Source organism: Halomonas fontilapidosi (assembly GCF_014192285.1).
GTDB classification, from domain to species: Bacteria; Pseudomonadota; Gammaproteobacteria; order Pseudomonadales; family Halomonadaceae; genus Halomonas; species Halomonas fontilapidosi.
Window position 1 is genome coordinate 40,144 of the sequence record NZ_JACHXQ010000015.1, and the last position, 20,023, is coordinate 60,166.

Consider the following 20,023-nt stretch of genomic DNA (forward strand, 5'->3'; position numbering starts at 1 on the left):
TTGACGACCTGCAAGCCGGAAACCGCGCCGGGAGAGAGCTGGACCCGGCTGCAGGTCAGGAATCCGGAAATGCATCCAGGTAGCTCCCTTTTAGTAATTCTTCAGCTCGCCGTCGGTACCCTTCGCCCCCGAGTTTGTTTGCCCTCAGAGTCTCCTTGAGCGCCGGCCATTGGTCGGCGTTTTGCGTTGGTAGCCGGCGCAGGTGTGCGTCGATCCAGACGATGTGGTCGTCTCGGTCGATCAGCAGGTTGTTGAAGTGCAGGTCGCGGTGGGCGTAACCGGTATGGGCGAGCTGGGCGACCTCCCGGCAGAAGCGATCCAGAAACGCCAGTCGTCCTTCTTCGTTCTGGCCTTCGAACACCTCGACGCCGGGCCTGGCATCTTGCAGGTGTTCCATCAGGAGCAAGGAGGCGTTGCGGTTGCCGGGATTGAGCGAGATCCCCCAGCCGTGGCAGCGGGGTGTCTTCAAACCGGCCCGGCGAAGGATTTGCAGGCTAGTAAACTCCTTGCGTGCATCGGTCTGTGCCAGCCAGCGCTTCTCCAGGTAGTCGCGCAGCAGCCACTTCAGCGGTGCCTGCTGCTTCATGTATTTGTCGGGTACCACCTTGGCGAGGATCTGCCGGTCGGCCGACAGGAAGAAGCGGCTGCTGCCTAATGCCTCGAAAGCCTCGGTGGTGGTGGTGCTGGCAAGAGCCAGCCTGCCCGGCAGGCCGTCGGGATGGAAGACCAGGTAGCGTCGTCGGCGGTCGTTGAAGGGAATATCCAGCAGCTTCACGTCATGTCCTGATTATTCAGTTTTCTTATCACGATGCCTCAATCTGGGGCAGAACGCTTTCCTCGAGGAACTGCCGTTAGTGGCGTGTCTCGATCTCGAAGGGGCCTGGTCCATGCGAACGATCGCATTGGCCGGGCCTTTTTCGTTTTCAAGCGCCAGCCGATAGTCGGCGATGACGAGGGCATAGCGTTTTCGGGCCACCCACGCCTCCCGGGATAGTGAATGCGCTGAATGCTACCACAGCCGGCGAAGGGCGTGTGCAGCGCGTCTATCTGGCTGGCGAGTCGGGCCCTGATAGCCCCTTACCCCCTATGCGCTCTACAATATTGGCCATGGCAGCCCGGTATCACTGAGGGCGCTCATCGGGGCGTGGGACTTGGCCATTGGTGCGATTTCCGGCTCCTGCAGTCGGGACGTACCTCGCCCCCGGGGCGGATACCCAGGCCTTGTACAATGCCACGGGGTATCGGCCCCGTGTGGGTGTGGAGGCGGGTGTGAGGCGCTTCGTGGAGTGGTACCGCGGGTTCTATGGGGTGTGGGGCATACCTCTATCGCCGTGCAAGTCGAGTCGTCGAACTGACGGCTCCCACAATGCGCCTTTTTGGCCGGAATGCGGTTGTAGGAGCACTGCTTTGCAGCGCGAAGGGGAGGCGGGCCATCGCCGTGCAAGCACAGCTCCCACAACGACCGCATCCACTGAACAGAACAGATAACCAGGACAGATTGGGAAACAGGGAATGAAGATCACCATCTTTGGAACGGGCTACGTGGGGCTGGTGACCGGCACCTGCCTGGCCGACGTGGGCCATGACGTGCTGTGCATGGACGTGGACGCGGAGAAGATCGCGCGGCTGGAGGGCGGCGAGATTCCCATCTTCGAGCCGGGGCTCGAGACGATGGTCAAGACCAACGTGGAGGCGGGACGGCTGCGCTTCACCACCGACCCGGCGGCGGCCGTGGCCTTCGGCACGCTGCAGTTTATCGCCGTGGGCACGCCGCCCGACGAGGACGGCAGCGCCGATCTGAAGTACGTGCTGGCGGTGGCCGAGACCATTGGCAAGCACATGACGGGCTACACGGTCATTGTCGACAAGTCCACCGTGCCGGTGGGCACCGCCGACCGGGTACGCGAGACAGTGGCCGGAGCGCTTGAGGCCCGCGGCGAAGCGCTCGAGTTCGATGTCTGCTCCAACCCGGAGTTCCTCAAGGAGGGAGCGGCCATCCAGGACTTCACCCAGGGGGCCCGGATCATCGTCGGCACCGAGTCCGAGCGGGTGAAGACGCTGATGCGCGAGTGCTATGCCCCCTACATTCGTCTGCACGACAAGCTGATGTTCATGGACTTGCGGGCGGCGGAGCTGACCAAGTATGCCGCCAACGCCATGCTGGCCACCAAGATCAGCTTCATGAACGAGATCGCCAACCTGGCCGAGCGGCTGGGGGCCGATGTGGAGCAGGTGCGGCGCGGCATCGGCTCGGATCCGCGCATCGGCTATCAGTTCATCTACCCGGGCTGCGGCTATGGCGGCTCCTGCTTCCCCAAGGACGTCCAGGCCCTGGCACGCTCCGCCAGTGACGTGGACTACCAGGCCGAACTGCTGGCCGCGGTGGAGGGCGTGAACCGGCGCCAGAAGCGGACCCTGTTCACCAAGCTGGCCCAGGCCCTCGGGGGGGAGCTCGCCGGCAAGACCGTCGCCCTGTGGGGCCTGGCCTTCAAGCCCAATACCGACGACATGCGTGACGCGCCCAGCCGCACCCTGATGGAGGCGCTGTGGGAGGCCGGAGCCAAGGTGCAGGCTTACGACCCCGAGGCGATGAAGGAGTGCCGCCGGCTCTATGGTGAGCGCGACGACCTGCTGCTGGCGGGGGATCGCATCCAGGCGGTGAAGGGCGCCGATGCCCTGGTGATCTGCACCGAGTGGAAGGAGTTCCGCACCTTGGATTTCGCCTGGCTGAATCAGCAACTGGGCATGGGGGTGGTCGTCGATGGCCGCAACCTCTTCGAGCCGGAGGCGGTCAAGGCCGCCGGGCTGCGCTACTTCGCCGTGGGGCGGGGCGATTCCCTCACCGCGCTGAGGTAACTCTGTGCCGATAACCCCGAGAGGGCGCGGATATCGCTTTCGGGGTTATCGCCTACATTTTTGGTTGGGATACTCGATGAGGTGCATGATGCTACCCGAGTTGGCCACTGGGCCAAGTACAGCAGGCTATTATCCCATCATTCCCTGCATCTAGTTGAATACCTCGGAAAGAAGCGGTAGCAGTACATCTCCACCATGTTCGCTCAAGTGGTCATCATCATAGTAGACAGGTCGACCCGACACATCCCCCCAGCAACTCCCATTCGCGCATAAATACGGTGTGGGGTCCAGAATCTCGACACCACATTTCTCGGCTGCCTCATCCTGAATTCTCCAGGCTAGATCATTTCTTGCATTGTACTCATCTCGTGTGATGCGCACTCGCTCCGTGACATCATTAAGCAAGGAGGTAAAGGCCATGTGCTCCGGAACGTTGACTTTAAGCTCCGGAATCGGCCTCAGAATGAATACGTCTCTTGATTTTGAAAATTCACATGCCGTCTCAATAAATCCATGTGAAATTTCTTTAAAGAATAGCTCGCTTCTCCCGTTGTGTGGCTCCTCAAGATATATGCTTGGTTTGTCAACCTCATGAGCCCTGTAAGGCTCATTTGGCCCCAGAAGCACAGAAGAGAGTCGGTTTATAATGATCAAGGGAACATCACTGCTCAATTCACGGCTTTTTTTTACAGCATATTCAACAAACTCTCCACATGTTCCACCACCATCATGGCTCTTGATACCCGAAATTGTTGCGCAACTGTTCATGGTCCAGTCAAGAACATGCTTGTCCGAATCGTTCATGGCACGCTCCACCGCTCTGATCAAGGCTGCAGCGTGGCTGTCACCGATAACAATAGCCCCGAGTTCTTCCCCGCCATACGTACACTCAGGGACAGAGCCGGATTCGCCGACATGGCATTCGGATCTGCGCGGGTTGATGTTTTTACCTTCTGACAGCAGCTCAGTAATCGATGGGCTGAACCTATAATCAGCACCATTGCTTACATGCCCATGGACGCCCAGGCCGGCAAGCATGAACGAAGCGACCCCAGAAAAAACAAATACAGACTTCCTTCTGATTGCTATCTTGACGCCTCCTTTCCTGAACGGAGTCTCAATATACTTCCATGTAAAGTAAGCAAGTACGATTGAAGCCAAGGAAAGAAACCCCATCAAGGTCCATGAGGGGGCTGCCGTGAGGCTTCGGATTCTGGCAAAGGCCAGTAATGGCTGATGCCAGAGATAGGCGCTAAAACTAATAAGGCCAATGCCGACAAGCAAGGGGCGTGACAATAACCTTGCAATAGGGGTTGTGGCCTCGCCGAACAAGATGATCAAGGCGGTGCCCACGACGGGAACCAGGGTATACAAGGAAGGGAATGGCACGGTTTCATCATAGAAGACCACGGCATACAGAATTAAAGCGAAGCCCACACTAGAAAGAAGACCGCCTTTCCTCACCTCCCTCCCTTGCAAAGCGAAGGCACAAATCGCTCCCGCCCCCAACTCCCAGGCCCGAGAGGGCAGAAGGTAGAAGTTCGCATCAGGATGCTTTCGCCACCCATATTCAGACAGCAATAGACTGACAAGTGAAATTATCATAATGGTATAAAATGCCGGGTTTCGGCCAAAGCGCCATAGCAGAAGAAGGATGATCGGAAAGAATATATAGAACTGCTCCTCTACTGCAAGGCTCCACGTATGAAGCATAGGCTTTTCTTCCGCTGCCGGGGAAAAATAATTCGACTCTTTCCAGAAAAGGATGTTGGAAGAAAAGAGGATTAATGCCACAAGGGATTGCGAAAAATCCTTGAACTGTGACGGAAGCATCCATATCCAGGCAAGAAAGAAGGTGCATGTGCTGACAAAGGCCAAGGCCGGTAAGATACGACGTGCTCGCCGTTCATAGAATCTTGCAATGGAGAAGGTTTTATCTGATATCTCGCTGATGAGTATGGAGGTAATCAAGTACCCACTTATCACGAAGAATACATCCACCCCGACATACCCACCGGAAAACCAGGAGAACCCCGCATGATATAAAATGACGGGTAGAACAGCTACTGCCCGCAATCCATCAATTTCCTTTCTGTTTTTCATGTAACACCGTGCACTATTCAACAATAATAAATGCCCATGTGCGATTTTCAGCATTAACCTAGTTGTCAACAGGGAGACGCGCGATAGGCATAAACAAGATGAGCCTAGCCTTGTTTTTTGATTTACAGGATGGCATCAAGTGCCAGGCACAGAATCCACAGTATTGACCACCTTGTTGAAAGGTAGCTTCCAGCACGATTCCTGTTGGGCAACACCTCGGAAAGCAAACTTTCTTGCCAAATAAATCATCCAACTAGCAGTATGTAGCTCACTCATTGGCAACTAGCCGACTCACAGCAGGATGGCGGCGAAACTCATGATCGCGCTGGCTATGCCGGGTGCTCAGCGCCATCCCTCGGCTGACGGGACAACACAGCCTTTCGGGCGCCGTCACCAAGGGCCAGCCGCTGTAGTGCCGTGGATTGGGCTGTCGGTGCGTTTGTCCGGAGCCCTCGAGCCTCCCAGCCGATAAACACGCATCCAGTCCATGGCTGGCTGCGCTGCCGGGGTGCGGAGTTGAGTCACCTTCCTCGTCTCCAACACCCTCGCCTTTACCCCCTTCCAGTTGATAAGACCCCAGCCTTTCTTTTCCACCTTCACGGAAGAAGTGGACTTTTGCACAGGAAAGACGCTTTACGTCGTTGAGTATGAGCCTGGTGTAGACCCTGATCATCTTTATGCATGAGTCGCAGATGACTTTGCTGTCATGCTTGATTTACTGATGCCCCTCCAACGCTTCCTGCATTTCCCGTACCCCCCTTATCAGTCTTGATGGTGCAAGAAAAACCTAATATGGCTGATGGGTAACATTGTAAGCTTACGTTACCTATCCGGCAGTATCGTTTCGCTGCCCCGAGCCTGCGTGGCTGAGGCGGGCGCTGGACGATCTACCGGCACGTTGTGGCGCGTCATGTGGCTGCAAGGGGCATCGGGCGGTGCTAATCGACACCCTCATGGCGGTAGCGTGTCCGAACATACGAGCGGGGATCTGACCATGATGTATGCAGTGCAAACGGATAGTGCGACTACCCAGGCAGAGAGTCCGCAAGCCTGGCGCTGGAAGGGCAAGGCCCGAATGTTCGTACTCCTGCTGGGCCTGGGGTTGCTTGGGGGCTGTGCCATGTCGCCAGGCGGGCATATCGACGAGGAAAAGATTGGCGAGTCCCTGGACCAGCGTGTCGATCTGGCGCCAATCACGCCGCAGCTGGTGGCCGCCATGTCGCCCCAGCAGGAGGCTGCGGCCCGCGGCATGCCCCAGCAGCTGAGCGAGGAGCTGCGTGATTACCAGTACCGTGTGGGGCCGGGAGATGTGCTGAGCATCATTGTCTACGACCATCCAGAGCTGACGATCCCTGCTGGGGCCGAGCGGGAAGCCGAGGACACCGGTAACAGGGTTCAGCCGGATGGCACCATGTTTTATCCCTATGTGGGGCGCCTGCGGATAGAGGGCAGGACCCTGGAGGAAGTGCGCCGAATACTGACGAGTCGCCTGTCGAGTGTCATCACCGACCCGCAGATAGAGGTAAATGTCGCAGCCTACCGTTCCCAGAAGGTCTATGTGACCGGCGCCGTGGAAACGCCCGGGACCCTGCCGATCACCAGCGAGCCAATGACCATACTGGATGCCATCAGCCAGTCGGGGGGCGCGACAGCGGAGGCAAATTGGCACGGTACGACGCTGGTCAGGGACGGCCAGAAACATCGCATCTCCCTGTATGACCTCTTGAGGCGCGGCAACCAGCGTGATAACCGGCTTCTGCGTGATGGCGACTTGTTGCATGTTCCTACGGCCGAGAACCAGAACGTGGTGGTGCTAGGCCAGGTCAATCGTCCTGGTGCCATTCCCTTGGGGAACGAGCGGATTAACCTGACCGATGCCCTGGCCAGGGCGGGAGGCGTCAACGAGAGCCGTGCCGAGCCTTCCGGGATCTTCGTGGTGCGCGGGCATGCGCCCGAGAGCGAGAAACTGGCCACCGTCTATCAGCTTGACATAGGCGATGCAACCCGACTGATGCTCGGGACGCGTTTCCCGCTGCAAGCCCAGGACGTCGTCTATGTCACGTCAGCGCCGCTGGCCCGCTGGAACAACGTGATCAGCCTCCTGCTGCCGTCCCTTACCCTTCCCGGTGATATCGGGTCGTCCGCGGGGAGCCTGTGATCATGTCGGTGTCAGGATGGCTCGAGGCACTGGTGCGGCTGCCACGACGAACCAAGCGCTGGCTGCTCAGAGTAGCGGACATGCTGGTGGTGGCCGTGGCCATGCTCATGGCTCTCCTGCTGGTAGGCGATGCAAAGACCTTGCTGCAAGGACGAACCAGTGCCGTGATGGTCGCAATGGTGTTGGCCACGCCGCTGTGTTTCGAGATGCTGGGCATCTATCGCGTCGTGCTGCGCTACATGAATCGGCGCGTGATCAAGGCCATGACGGCTGGGGTCGTATTCGTCGCCGGGGGTCTGCTGTTTCTCGACCTGATCACGGGGCGACCTTTCGCCATGCGGGTCGTGCCAGTGTTCGCCATCCTGGCGCTGCTGGGTATCGGCGGGTTGCGGCTGGTGCTCCATGAGCTCTACCAACTGAGCTGCAGGACCCAGCGCAAGCCAGTGATCATCTACGGTGCTGGGGCGGCGGGCTGCGAGCTAGCACGTGCACTGCAGCAGGGTGGACACTACTGGCCGCGTGCCTTCGTTGATGACTGGCGAGGGCTTCAGGGGTCCCTGGTAGAAGGACTGCGGGTTCATCGGCCCGATGAGTTGGCAGGGTTGGTCGATCGGCTGGACGTAGAGCTGGTCCTGCTCGCGACACCCAGTGCCCCGCGCTGCAGACGCAGGGAGATACTCGAGAACCTCGCCGAGCTCTCCATTCCGGTGCAGACCATACCAGGGACGGAAGACCTGGTGTCGGGTCGCGCCTTGGTCAATGACACCCGTAACGTGGCTGTCGAGGAGCTTCTCGGACGGGAGCCCGTCCCGCCTTTTCCTGATCTCATGGCCCAGGACATCCAGGGGAAGGTCGTCATGGTGACAGGGGCTGGTGGGTCAATCGGTTCGGAGCTTTGTCGCCAGATTCTACTGCAGCAGCCCCGGCGCCTGGTGCTCGTCGACAGCTGTGAGTTCGCGCTCTACTCCATCGAGCAAGAGTTGCTGATGGCAACGACTGGCGGCCCTGGATCCGTCTGTCGGTCTGTGTTGGTGTCCATCCAGCAGCAAGCATGTCTCGAGTCGCTGATGCGAAAAGAGGCAGTACAGACGCTCTACCATGCTGCCGCCTATAAGCATGTCCCGTTGGTGGAGAGCAACCTTATCGAGGGCATCCGCAACAACGTATTCGGGACCCTGGGCCTGGTAAAAGCCGCCGTGGCAGCCGGGGTGGAAAGTTTCGTGATGGTCTCCACCGATAAGGCGGTGCGGCCCAGCAATGTCATGGGGGCAACCAAGCGGCTGACCGAGTTGATCTGTCAGGCCTACGCCAGTCGCTATCCGAAGGAGGTGGCGACGCGGTTTTGCATGGTGCGCTTCGGTAATGTCCTCGGGTCCAGTGGTTCGGTGGTGCCTCGCTTCCGTGAACAGATCGCGCAGGGTGGCCCGGTGGAGGTGACCCATGCCGATATCACGCGTTACTTCATGACCATTCCCGAAGCGGCACAGCTGGTGATCCAGGCCGGAGCCATGGGGGAGGCCGGCGAGGTCTTCGTGCTGGACATGGGGGAGCCCGTGCGGATCGCGGATTTGGCCTTGAGCATGATCCGGCTTTCCGGCCTCGAGGTGAAGAGCGCGGAGAGTCTCGGTGGCGATATCGAGATCCGATACACGGGCCTGAGACCCGGCGAGAAGCTCTACGAGGAGTTGATCATCGGGGATAACGCCAGTCATACACGCCATCCTCGCATCCTCACCACTCGGGAGGGCTACTGGCCCTGGGACAAGCTTGAGCCCTTTCTGGGCAGGCTGGAAGCAGCAGTCGCTGCTAACGATGAGCAGAACATCATCACCCTCCTGAAACAGGCTCCCCTGGATTATCTGCCAAACACCTCAACCCCTGTTCTCCTGCCCTGTAGCCAAGAGATTTTGCAGGTGGATGAGGGATCAACGGTCAGTGCGGCAGTCAGTGGTGACAGAGTCTGGTGTGGCATCGGCCATGTCGCCAGATCCCGTATTTGATAACCGGTCCATGATCAACGAACAGCAGACCTTCGCGAAAGCCAGCAAGCATCCAGCGGCAGGGCATAAATTGATAGAAGCACATGTGGAGAGGGAAATGAAACAGACACTAGCATCACACATTGTCGACGAAACTGATGATGACATGGGAAGTACCATCAGCTCATACATCAATTCTATCGAATCAAACGGATATGCATACATACCGCAGGCATTCAGCCGAGCAGAAATTGCAGAGGCGAAAGGTCTGGTACAGTCCTGGTTCGACAAGACGGTGTCAGAACAATCGGAGAGAATGCCCCGCCTCAACCGGGACCAAGCAATGGTCTACAATCTTCAGAACAAGGAAATTGCATTTGTCAAAATGATGATGGGGAATGACACCATCGAAGCTATCTTGAAGCATTTCCTCAATGACCGGTGGTTCACGTCGCTTCCTCCTGACTCACCCAACTATATACTACGGTCGTTTCTCGCTCGTAGTAGCAATCATCAAATGCCAATGCATATTGATTCCTTCGTGCCCTACACAGGTTCGCATCCCTTTATCATGCAATGCTCCATCTTGCTGGAAGACCAGACAGAGGAAAACGGCTGTACGGTCATTGTGCCAGGCTCACATCGTTCCGACAGGTATGCATCACAAGAGTCCTTCAACGATGCAGTTTCTATTGAAGCACAGGCCGGAGACTTGCTTTTCTGGGACAGTCGGATATGGCATGGCGCAAGAGAGAACCGCACCAGCGGCACTCGCTGGGCGATGATCGCGACATTTTGCCGATGGTGGATAAAGCAAGCCTTCGATATACCAGGAAACATTCCTCAAGAAGTATACGATCAGCTCACTGACAGCCAAAAAGCGGTCATGGGTTACTGTTCGGTACCCTATGACAATGAACAATACGGAATCGATATGAAGAGAAGTTACGACTTGCTCCCCAAGCGAGTTGGCGACTACAAGATTTGAAAGATCACTTCGTTTAAAAGGTGGTTAATCCATGAAATCGATCGATATTGGAGATGTACGCGAACTGATCGCGAAGGCTGATGATAAAGAACTCTCGATTGATATATATCGGGAAGTAGGTTTTTTTATCGTACGTAGGGTGATTCCTCAGAGCTTGATTAAAGAATGGCAGGCGGAATGGAAAAGTTTTTACGAAGAAAAGCTTGCAAACAGCCGAACCATAGACCCCTTCAATCCCGTCCATGTGCATGAGGCACTTCCACCAGTCTTGGCGGATATTAACAAATGTGAAGAGTTGCTGGATGTGATGGAGTTGCTTTACCCAGATCTTGCACTTTTCATGCAGCGGTTCGTGATCAAGGATTGCTCAAGCAGAACCCCGGTATTTGTTCATAATGACTTCTGTTACGACTATGGTTGGCCTGAAAAGACGACTGTTTTTATCCCGCTGAGCGTATCGAACAGGGATAATGGAGGCATTTCCTTTTACCCTGGAACTCATCATTTCGGCTACTTGGGTGATGCAGGAGAGGTTAATACGGAAATTCTGGGCCCGGATTGGCCTCTTATCTGCCCATCATTGCAGCCAGGTGATATAGCCTTATGTCATACCTGCACATGGCACTGCTCACCGCCACATGCAGGAGGCCCGGACAGGGTCTTGGTCCAGGCTACTATGCAACCATCAAGTGACCCGAGTAGTACGGAACTGCTTCGAGGCGAGTGGAAAGCAAAGTACCGTCTGAATACACTGCCGCGGGAAAAATTCTTCAAACGCTCGCGTTCGACCCGACTACGTGAACTTCAGGCTCAAGTGAATCGTTTCGAAGAGACTGCCTGCACAGATAAAAAGATACATGTATGAACTCGGGCTACATGCATCCGCTATATGCGGAGTCGTTCAGGGAATTTGGCAACCCCTATGCGCTTGAGCATAGTGGGGGATGGGCGTTAGAACGCGCCATACCGAATACGGATCGCCATGATGCCATAGGACTATATCCTCTTTTCTGTTGTAAAGCCTGGTCCGCGCTAGGGCGAGATCTGGATGCAAAGAGAGGGCAATGGGTTTCATTTTCCATGGTCACTGATCCATTTGGAGGCTATAACACGTCAATGCTGGAAGAGAGTTTCGATTTTGTAATGCCTTACAAGAACCACTATGTAGTAGATACTAGTCAGGCGTTGGAGAAGTTTGTATCCAAATCACATCGTGCTAATGCGAAGCGTGCCCTGCGAAAGGTGGACGTTGAAGTATGCACTGACCCAACATCCTATATTGAAGAATGGATAAATCTTTATAGCGTGCTTGCCAAGAAGCATGACATCAAGGGGTTAAGTGCCTTTTCGCGAGACGCCTTTGAAAAGCAACTGAAAGTACCAGGCATGGTCATGTTCAGGGCAGTCAGTGGTGGCGAAACGGTGGGACTGGATCTTTGGTATGTCCAGGGTGATGTCGCTCAAGGCCATCTAGTGGCCTTTAATGGAGAAGGGTACACATTGGGTGCCTCCTATGCGACCAAATGGACAATGCTAGAATATTTTACGGGAAAAGTTGCATGGGTAAACTTAGGAGGTCTGCCTGGCGGGGGTGACGAGTCATCTTCTGGCTTGGCTCATTTCAAGAAAGGATGGGCGAACACGACGAAAACAGTATATTTCTGCGGGAAAATTCTTGACAGACGAGCATACAACAGCCTATCGAGCGGTACTTCGAACACTACATTCTTCCCGGCTTATCGGGCGTGAGGTGGTTCATGAGCAAAAAAAGCCCAAGGTTCATCTTTGTCGTATCAACGGCCGGTTCTATCATGAATCAGGTACTGGAAATTGCCTCCATACGAGAGGTTATACACTCAGTGGTAGCTGATCAGCAATGCCCGGCCATCGAGAAAGCTCGAAAACATGGCATTCCTGTGACTGTGTTTGATGTAGCGACCAATGATGAATTTTGCGATGAGCTTTGTAAATATATGGATAGGCATGACATAGACTATGTGCTGTCCTTCTATACGAATTTTTACACAGGAAAAATTCGCGAGAAATTCAAGGATCGAATAATCAATTTCCACCCTTCCTTGCTCCCGGCTTTTAAAGGCATGGATGGATTTGGTGATGGGATTGCGTATCAGACAAAAATAATTGGAACGACTGTGGAATTGATCAAGGATGTAATGGATGAAGGGAAGGTTGTTATGCAATCTGCGTGTGCTGTGGATCCAGGGCAAGCCAAAGAAACAATGCGTCATCGGATATTCGTCCAGCAATGCAAGACACTCATACAGGTAGTCCAGTGGATCAAGGAAGACAGATTAACTGTTCATGGAAACAATGTCAGTATCAAAGGGGCCTTCTACCAAGACATAGAATTTTCCCCGAGCCTGGAATCAAAAGAGGCAATCAATCTGGAAATTCCTGGGCCAGCATCTCATGCATCCATTACTGGTCTCAAGGCGTTAGCCTAGATTGCAACAGAAAGTCGAAAAATTCTTTAAAGTCTAAGGTTGCCAATCGTGCAACGCTGGTTCTTATCAATAATTGTCATTCTTATGATGTTGGTGGCTGTATTCAAGATGCGATATCAAGCTGCCGCTCCTGTGCCGACCATGGAAGGCATGGTCGAGATGCGTGATGGAGTTCAACTATTTACAAGGGTCTGGTTGCCCAAGGCCAGTAGCGAGGACAGCAGGCGATTCCCTGTGGTGATGACGCGTGGCTATCGCGCTGGAGATTATAGCGATGCAGAAACATTCACATCTCACGGTTACGCCTATGTGGGGCAAGCGACGCGAGGCCATGCTCCATCCGAGGGTGAGCTAAATCGGTTCTTTGATGATGCTGCAGATGGCTACGACACATTGACATGGATCAGTAACAAGTCATGGAGTGATGGCAATACTGCGATGTATGGGCGTTCATATTGGGGTGCCACTCAATGGCTGGTGGCACCAACGCAACATCCCAACTTGAAAGCGATTATACCACAAGGTATTAATGCTGATCTATGGCAGTGCGTTTATCGATGCAATGGAGCGCTCTCGTTGGCCATGACTGCATCAAGCCGCGCATATGAAAATGCCAAGCAGGCTCGTCGCTACGGATGGAAGAATCTGTATAACTTCTTGCCACTCATCGATCTGGACTTGGAAGTATCAAAGACCAGGAATCGGCTCTGGCGCGATTATGTTAGTCATTCAACATACGATGACTTTTGGAAAGAAATTAGCCTCAGGGGTAAATATCATAAGGTAAAAATCCCGGTATTCATGATGTCGGGTTGGTATGATTATTATGCTGGTGCAGTGTTCGAGAATTATGAAGCCTTGCGCGACAGTGGGAATGTGTCTGATATTCGTATAGCAATCAACCCCTCAGACCATTTAAATCGCGTTGTTGGTGACAGGGATTTTGGGCCAGACGCATCTAAAATCGATATCATGCTGGCTATCGAGTGGCTGGACCATGTGATCAAGAAAATCGATAATGGCATGGAATCAGAACCACCCATCAGGATTTTTACAATGGGAATCAATGAGTGGCGCTTTATAGACGAGTGGCCATTACCCAACACTGACTTTACTCCGTTCTATTTCAGCAGCCCTGATGGCTCGAGATTTGGCACACTTGGCACTTCTCTTCCGGAGAACGAACCAGCAACCACCTATCTGTACAATCCAGATGACCCGGTTCCGACACTCGGTGGTAATCACTCATTCCTGGGGAAGGATCACCCTGAACTGATTAGTGTCGGCGCTGTCGATCAGCGGCCGAACGAGAGCCGCAAAGATGTTTTGGTTTTCACCAGTGCTCCACTTGAAAACGAACTCGAAGTGACAGGGCCTATCGAGATTATCCTCTTTGCCGCGAGCTCTGCCAAGGATACGGACTTTACAGCCAAGCTGATAGACGTTTATCCCGATGGCACAGCTTATAACTTGACTGAAGGAATAATTAGGGCAAGGTTCAGAAAATCCATCTGGCAAGCACCGATCCTGTTAACACCAGGTCAAATATCTCGATATACGCTAAAGCTTCAGCCAACGAGTAATGTTTTTCTTCGCGGACATCGAATCCGGGTACATATCACGAGCAGTAATTTCCCCCTCTGGGACCGCAACCCTAATACAGGAAATGAGCAGGGTATGGACGACAAAATGGAAGTGGCCGAGCAAACTATACATCATAGCAAGGCGTATCCCTCACGTATAATTCTTCCCTTGATATTTAGATAAATTACGCTTTCCCTGATGAAATATTCTAACCTTAAACAAGGTTGTTTATCTTGTCGCTAACAGCCAGTCTTGTCACGATAGATGTGGCGAAAGTTTCAACCTGAACCGGAGCTCATTATGAAGGCAAAGCTTATTTATCGGCTAGTGACGAGATCAATTCTAGGCCCCATTGTATATGAGAAGATTCAATTCAGGCGGCATACGGGGTATTGGTGCGACCTTAAAAGCCCCAAAACATTCAACGAAAAAATCTGTTGTAGAAAAGTAAGCAGGGATATGAAAGATGCTGTGATGTTGCAAGACAAGGTTGCGGTCAGGGAGTATGTAAAAAAAACTGTTGGCGATGAATATCTTAGCAAATGCTTCCAAGTTTTAGAGGAACCTGAAGACCTGGACTATAATGCACTGCCGGATTCATTCGTCGTTAAAGGGAATGACGGATGCGGACCAGAAAGCCTTCTTATAGTAAACGACAAAAAAAAATTCACAGAAAAAGAAATTAGGGAAAATATTTCACGAATACTTCGGCGTCATGATAATCCATTGAAGCGATTTTATCTTTATTCCAACGAGTGGTGGTATGGAATGATCAAACCGAAGGTGATTATCGAAGAGCACCTTTTGCCTGGTACCGGTAATGTGCCACTTGATTACAAGTTCTTCGTTTTTCATGGGAAAGTACAGTATATCCAGGTTGACTTCGGACGCTTTGTTAACCATACACGATCATTGTATGATACTGAGTGGAGGCGTCAAGATTTTAAACTCGGATATCCAGTAGGACCAGACGCGGCTAGACCCACTCGCCTCGAAGAGATGATTCGTATTGCCGAAAAGCTTGGTAGTAATTACGATTTTGTAAGAGTGGACCTGTATCAGGTTGATGACGAAAGGATCGTGTTTGGCGAAATAACCATTGCACCATCCCTGGGACATGCAAGGTTCGAACCTGTGTCGTGGGATCGAGTTTTTGGGGATTTGTGGTAATAACTATTTCCAGGAGATTAAAGATGCAATGAAAGCATCAGTCTATAACTTTCTTTACAACAGAGCCGGCTTCAAAGCGTATCGGTGCTCAAAATCCACCAACCATTCCTTTGTGATTGATTTAGTTGGCCCGCCAGGTATCGGGAAAACATACTTGATCAAGAGTTTGATAAAGAATTCAATATTGACATCACGACGTCTGAAGGTCGGTAAGAAAAAGAAAGAATGTGCATCACGGGCTCGATTGCTGTCCATTGCGGCTAACGAATTAGACGACATTGACATATTGCAACGAAAAGCGATCAAGATTCTTTATGATCTGAATATGCATGAATTCCCAGCTACAGTGTTAGTGGACGAAGGGCTCAGCCATCAGTTTACCAACGAGCTTTGTCTCCTTTCAGAGTTATATCCAGATGACTTCAGGGCTATCATGAATAATCGGGCAGTGATAAATCTTACAGCAAGTCCAGAGATGATAAATGAAAGGATAAAGAGAAGGTCAAGGACTAAAGGCCAAACCCTGAGCTACCATAAAAACAAGACATGTGATGAATTGTCGTTATTTAACATTGAAGTAATGGGGCGGCGTGCAATGTTAATACGTCGGATGAAGGAAAGCGGGTTTCCTAGCCTGACTATAGATGTGGATAAGGGGTTGGACAAAATGATCAGTGACATAGATAATTTTATTCTCGATCTTCAGTAATGGAGAGTTAAAGTCAATATTATTTGCCGAGAGCTGGCCGTCTTTGCTCACCGGTTTCCAAAGCAAGTAGTATCAGTATTCACATTTCTTGGAAAATTTAATATTGGTGCTGTAAATTTTACAGGCGGTGAAACCGATGATTAAGAATGAAAAGGATATCATGGAATCATGGAGTGGCGATATAACTCAGCCGCTTGTCAGCGTATTATGCATAACTTACAATCACTATGGGTATATCTCCAAAGCAATAGAATCATTCTTGAGTCAAGATTTGCGATCTCCTTTTGAGGTAATCATCCATGACGATGCCTCAACGGATGAGACCTCCGATATTATCAGAGCCTATCAGTCGCAATATCCTAATATCGTAAAGCCTATCTTTCAAGAAGAAAACCAGTTCTCAAAGGGGCGAGTAGTTTTCGATATTGCTCACAAAAAAGCAATTGGAAAATATATAGCTTACTGTGAAGGCGACGACTACTGGATGGACCCCCAAAAAATAAAGTTACAGTGTGACTATTTAGAAAGCCATCCCCATATATCCGTCACAGCGCATGATTCATGTTCCATGGATCAAGAAGGCCATGTTATAACTCAATCCCGGTTAGCCAGAAAACATCACAGGGATTATTCTGCACAGGAGATGGCGACAGGAAAGGCATGGATGCTTAATCTCACAATGGTTTTTAGAAATATTGATTTTGGAGATATTCCCGAGAGAGGGAAAATAAAAAATAATGACAAATTTCTAATATCTTTGTTGGGAAACTATGGTGGCAGTCATTTCCATAGTGAAATTCTACCCGCATGCCATATTGTGCATCCTGATGGAATGTGGAGTGGATTGGACTTGAATACTCGTCACGAAGAACAGATTAATTCCTGGTATTGGATCTATAGATATTATAAAAGAGTTGAAAAAGACGAATATGCTTATGCCTTCTGGATCATGTATTTGAGAAAGGTGTTTTCGCTCACCTCTCGCAAAACCCTGTCCAAGGAGTACTTGATCCGAATACTGCGACTTCGAGACATTAACCTGTTTGTCAAAAAGTTAAGGTGGCATGGCGAATGACGTGCATTGATATCTCTAAGAATGATTTCAATGACATGCATCATATCCGCGCCACCCTTGTTGAAGAGTAAAAGACATGACTGACGGCATAAACCTGGAGTATTCTGAGCGGCCATTGTTTTTGCGAATTGTATCTATCGTGTCATTGCCAGCTCTGATAGCTCTGGTTGCTGTCATGGATACACGACTTGCTGTATTTCTGGGGTTTGTCTTTGCTGTCCTGGCTTCGGGCTTCTCACCAGTATACGGTTTTCCAATAATATTGATTGGCGCTGCACTGAATAACATAGATTTTATCTTTGGACTCCATTTCGGATGGATACTTATTTCTGGGTGTGCATTGGGAGGCGTTGTTCATGTCTTGCTTAGGCGAGACATACTTATTGTTGATACAAGTATTGCAGTGCTTATTGCTGTTTTTATCGTGCTAGAAATAAGCATAGCACTATTTGATGGAAGTGGTCGACTTGATCGCTTAGCCGCTTTGCTTACCATCATGATATTTATCGCTATTCTCGGAGGATGTAGCCCCTTAGAGTTTGTACGAGGCTACATTCATCCTGATGCGACACGGGCACTTATTTACATCATGGGAAGTGTTGGTATTATACTTTTCTTTTCAACATTAAGCCTTCTCTCTACACAGGATATTAGCATGTCTCGGGATTATGAGCTTGGCCTCTCGATTGGAGATACTGAGTCTTCTCCACGATCCTTATCTAATGTGCTTGGGCTTGTTGTAGTCACGTGCATTGCTGGAGTAATTACATACCGTGCGAACTGGTTTGATAAACTGATGTGGACCGCGATGGGGCTGATCGCTTTCATAGGCATGTTCTATACTGGATCTCGCATGCCTGTAATTGCAACGGGATTTGGTTTGGCTGTTGCAATTTTTACCCAGCTGATCTTTTTTGGAAAAAAATTGCCGGTCAAAAATATCATCATTGCAATGTCAGGTGTCTCTCTTATTTCGATTATTATATATTCACTAGCTACGTACGGCCCTGGTGTTCTTCCGTTCGTGGATGATAGCGTTTCTGATTTTCGTCTTTTACGTGCGCCTACTATTGAATCGAATACCAGGCTGGACCTGTGGCAAGAATATTTTGACGATGCCAGTGTGTTTCAACTGTTATTTGGAAGCGGCATAGGCTCAATGGGTAACCCTCATTCATTGTTTATAGGAACATTGGGTGCCTTTGGTTTCGTCGGGGTAACCGCACTGTTCTTCTTCATTTGTAGTTTGGCCATTCAAGCCATAAGAAATCATTCCATAATCGCATTGGCTCTACTCGGTTATGCTTTGTTGGCACTATCCTCTTCATCAGATGTTGACAAGTCTTATTTCTGGGTTATGGCTGCGGTTGTAATTCTCTTCATCCGGTTATCAAGAATGTAAATATTATAGAATTATCATCGGGTATGAACGGAGTGTATATTATGGCAAAAGAGTTGGGAGTCGTTTATCTTGCTTTGGGTCGCCCTTATCTGGCGATGGCACTCCTGTCGGCCGAAAGCTTGGTAAGACATAACCCAGATACGCCTTTCACGATCGTCACTAATGTAGCTAATCAGCCACCAGACGTAAAATGTTTTCGAAATGGCTTTGATAGCTGGGTATATGTCGATGTCGATGTGGAAAGCAATCGCCACTTGAAAACCAAGATCTTGTCTTATAGTGAGTATGAAAAGATCATCTTTCTTGATTGCGATACTATCGTCATGGGGAATCTTTCTTTGGCTAGAAAAATACTCGAATATTTTGACGTTTGTTTGAGGCTAAATCGCTATCCCCAAAAAAGAAACGGCAAAGGTGACGTTAAAGTACTTGGTGATTTAAAGGTTAGTGACTTGCCTCATTGGAATAGCGGAGTCATGTTGGTAAGAAACAATGCTGCAGGGAGAAAATTCTTTGAAAACTGGAATGAAAAATATGTGCAGATTGGGAACAAGTACGATCAAGTTGCGCTTGTTCCAGCCATCTTCGAAAGTGATGCGCGTATCCTTTCACTTGAAGACAGGTGGAATGCAACAGACCCGGGATTTGGTAGGGGCAGGTGGAGGAAAGAAACCCTAGTATTTCATTACGCAACAAATTTATGTAATAATCTCTTTCATAAGATCATCGAATATGACGAAATGATTCTCTCGGGCACATCCTGTGCTAACCAGACACGCCAGTTCTTAGAAGCAAAAAGAAAGTTGAAAAGATCACAGATGAGCCTGATGAGATACTTGGTAATAAATGCCATGTGGCGCATCTCTTCACCGGCAGGGTTTATCGAAAAGTCGAATCCAAGGACATTGAAGAATCGCTTGAAAAAACTCTCGTTATACTAGCCTGTCATCGATTCCTTGCTGTAATCCTGAAACCGATGACCGATAGTGCCTGTTCCAGCACATTTCCGCTCCGGCCTGGCCCAGCGACTCGAGCCGATGCTGCCAGATGCATGCTTTCTTTAAGGACCGGAAGAAGCCCACGACGAGTCCATTTTTTGTTCTAGGCGTAGGACGCCGTGAAATTCTGGATTCGGCGGCCTTATGCCTTTACCGTCGATATATTATAGTACCGACGCAAGGCTGTTGTCAGAGATCGCTACCCGAAAATCTCCCGCGTGTAACAGTCCATGATCACCGCGAAGCCGGCTTGCTGTTCCATTCCATATCACACCAAGGCCGGTTTGGTAGCTCAGCGCTCCATAGGGCTTTCCAGAACCAGATGTGCCTGCAGTTGCCTTATGGGTTCTCGTCCTCGTCTTCGTCGAGCGTGTGGCACCCCTTCTGAAGCGCGCAGATCCGCGAATGGGCCTCTCACCGTGCTCCCCTTGGTTTCCCGAAACTAGGTTCTGTCTGAAAAGTTGGCACGCAAGCAGCGATCTATGCAGGCCAGGCATACCATCGCTTTGAAGCTGCTGGCCAACTTGTCGTAGCGG

15 protein-coding genes are annotated in these 20,023 nt (G+C 51.2%); 13 read left to right on the forward strand and 2 right to left on the reverse strand.

All coding sequences use genetic code 11. From position 1 onward, the window contains the following. Positions 1-55: 55 nt before the first annotated feature. Positions 56-775, reverse strand: coding sequence for a lipopolysaccharide kinase InaA family protein (locus FHR95_RS16090; RefSeq protein WP_183315163.1), 720 nt, complete (start codon positions 773-775; stop codon positions 56-58). 737 nt (positions 776-1,512) lie between these two features. On the opposite strand from FHR95_RS16090, the gene FHR95_RS16095 reads away from it, so the two are divergent. Then, the gene (locus FHR95_RS16095) at positions 1,513-2,856 is read left to right on the forward strand and encodes a UDP-glucose dehydrogenase family protein (protein WP_183315164.1); all 1,344 of its coding nucleotides are present in this window, start codon (positions 1,513-1,515) and stop codon (positions 2,854-2,856) included. 150 nt (positions 2,857-3,006) lie between these two features. Here the strand turns inward: FHR95_RS16095 and FHR95_RS16100 are convergent, their stop codons facing one another. Then, positions 3,007-5,013: an acyltransferase family protein gene (locus tag FHR95_RS16100; protein WP_183315165.1), complete on the reverse strand. Its 2,007-nt coding sequence runs from the start codon at positions 5,011-5,013 to the stop codon at positions 3,007-3,009. A 1,021-nt stretch (positions 5,014-6,034) separates the two neighbouring features. Here FHR95_RS16100 and FHR95_RS16105 point away from each other — a divergent pair. From FHR95_RS16105 to FHR95_RS16160, 12 genes are all read left to right on the forward strand, one after another. Continuing rightward, complete coding sequence (locus FHR95_RS16105) at positions 6,035-7,117, forward strand: polysaccharide export protein (protein WP_183315166.1); 1,083 nt, start codon at positions 6,035-6,037, stop codon at positions 7,115-7,117. A 2-nt stretch (positions 7,118-7,119) separates the two neighbouring features. Further along, a complete protein-coding gene (locus FHR95_RS16110) occupies positions 7,120-9,117 on the forward strand; it encodes a polysaccharide biosynthesis protein (RefSeq protein ID WP_183315167.1) in 1,998 nt (665 codons plus the stop codon). Positions 9,118-9,127: 10 nt separating this feature from the next. After that, entirely contained in the window at positions 9,128-10,084 is a 957-nt protein-coding gene (locus tag FHR95_RS16115; RefSeq protein WP_183315168.1) for a phytanoyl-CoA dioxygenase family protein, read from the forward strand. Positions 10,085-10,115: 31 nt separating this feature from the next. Continuing rightward, positions 10,116-10,949, forward strand: coding sequence for a phytanoyl-CoA dioxygenase family protein (locus tag FHR95_RS16120; protein ID WP_183315169.1), 834 nt, complete (start codon positions 10,116-10,118; stop codon positions 10,947-10,949). After that, positions 10,946-11,833: a GNAT family N-acetyltransferase gene (locus FHR95_RS16125; protein WP_183315170.1), complete on the forward strand. Its 888-nt coding sequence runs from the start codon at positions 10,946-10,948 to the stop codon at positions 11,831-11,833. Before FHR95_RS16120 ends, FHR95_RS16125 begins: the two co-directional genes overlap by 4 nt. Positions 11,834-11,841: 8 nt before the next feature. Then, a complete protein-coding gene (gene purN / locus FHR95_RS16130; protein WP_183315171.1) occupies positions 11,842-12,549 on the forward strand; it encodes a phosphoribosylglycinamide formyltransferase in 708 nt (235 codons plus the stop codon). A 48-nt stretch (positions 12,550-12,597) separates the two neighbouring features. After that, positions 12,598-14,316 carry a CocE/NonD family hydrolase gene (locus FHR95_RS16135; RefSeq protein ID WP_183315172.1) on the forward strand — a complete coding sequence of 573 codons (1,719 nt, stop codon included), beginning with the start codon at positions 12,598-12,600 and terminating at the stop codon, positions 14,314-14,316. A gap of 117 nt (positions 14,317-14,433) precedes the next feature. Continuing rightward, positions 14,434-15,303, forward strand: a complete 870-nt coding sequence (locus FHR95_RS16140; protein WP_183315173.1) for an ATP-grasp fold amidoligase family protein — start codon at positions 14,434-14,436, stop codon at positions 15,301-15,303. A gap of 28 nt (positions 15,304-15,331) precedes the next feature. Continuing rightward, positions 15,332-16,012, forward strand: coding sequence for a P-loop NTPase family protein (locus FHR95_RS16145; RefSeq protein ID WP_183315174.1), 681 nt, complete (start codon positions 15,332-15,334; stop codon positions 16,010-16,012). Between the two features lie 136 nt (positions 16,013-16,148). Then, positions 16,149-17,087 carry a glycosyltransferase gene (locus FHR95_RS16150; protein WP_183315175.1) on the forward strand — a complete coding sequence of 313 codons (939 nt, stop codon included), beginning with the start codon at positions 16,149-16,151 and terminating at the stop codon, positions 17,085-17,087. Between the two features lie 76 nt (positions 17,088-17,163). Beyond that, a complete protein-coding gene (locus FHR95_RS16155; protein ID WP_183315176.1) occupies positions 17,164-18,489 on the forward strand; it encodes a hypothetical protein in 1,326 nt (441 codons plus the stop codon). Between the two features lie 41 nt (positions 18,490-18,530). Then, a complete protein-coding gene (locus FHR95_RS16160; RefSeq protein ID WP_183315177.1) occupies positions 18,531-19,430 on the forward strand; it encodes a glycosyltransferase in 900 nt (299 codons plus the stop codon). The last annotated feature ends 593 nt before the right edge of the window (positions 19,431-20,023 follow it).

Excerpts from the sequence above, each read along its gene's own strand:
- FHR95_RS16095 (WP_183315164.1), top strand. The coding sequence starts at position 1,513 with ATGAAGATCACCATCTTTGGAACGGGCTACGTGGGGCTGGTGACCGGC.
- FHR95_RS16100 (WP_183315165.1), bottom strand. The coding sequence starts at position 5,013 with ATGCTGAAAATCGCACATGGGCATTTATTATTGTTGAATAGTGCACGG.
- FHR95_RS16105 (WP_183315166.1), top strand. The coding sequence starts at position 6,035 with ATGTTCGTACTCCTGCTGGGCCTGGGGTTGCTTGGGGGCTGTGCCATG.
- FHR95_RS16110 (WP_183315167.1), top strand. The coding sequence starts at position 7,120 with ATGTCGGTGTCAGGATGGCTCGAGGCACTGGTGCGGCTGCCACGACGA.
- FHR95_RS16115 (WP_183315168.1), top strand. The coding sequence starts at position 9,128 with ATGATCAACGAACAGCAGACCTTCGCGAAAGCCAGCAAGCATCCAGCG.
- FHR95_RS16120 (WP_183315169.1), top strand. The coding sequence starts at position 10,116 with ATGAAATCGATCGATATTGGAGATGTACGCGAACTGATCGCGAAGGCT.
- FHR95_RS16125 (WP_183315170.1), top strand. The coding sequence starts at position 10,946 with ATGAACTCGGGCTACATGCATCCGCTATATGCGGAGTCGTTCAGGGAA.
- purN (WP_183315171.1), top strand. The coding sequence starts at position 11,842 with ATGAGCAAAAAAAGCCCAAGGTTCATCTTTGTCGTATCAACGGCCGGT.
- FHR95_RS16140 (WP_183315173.1), top strand. The coding sequence starts at position 14,434 with ATGAAGGCAAAGCTTATTTATCGGCTAGTGACGAGATCAATTCTAGGC.
- FHR95_RS16145 (WP_183315174.1), top strand. The coding sequence starts at position 15,332 with ATGAAAGCATCAGTCTATAACTTTCTTTACAACAGAGCCGGCTTCAAA.
- FHR95_RS16150 (WP_183315175.1), top strand. The coding sequence starts at position 16,149 with ATGATTAAGAATGAAAAGGATATCATGGAATCATGGAGTGGCGATATA.
- FHR95_RS16155 (WP_183315176.1), top strand. The coding sequence starts at position 17,164 with ATGACTGACGGCATAAACCTGGAGTATTCTGAGCGGCCATTGTTTTTG.
- FHR95_RS16160 (WP_183315177.1), top strand. The coding sequence starts at position 18,531 with ATGGCAAAAGAGTTGGGAGTCGTTTATCTTGCTTTGGGTCGCCCTTAT.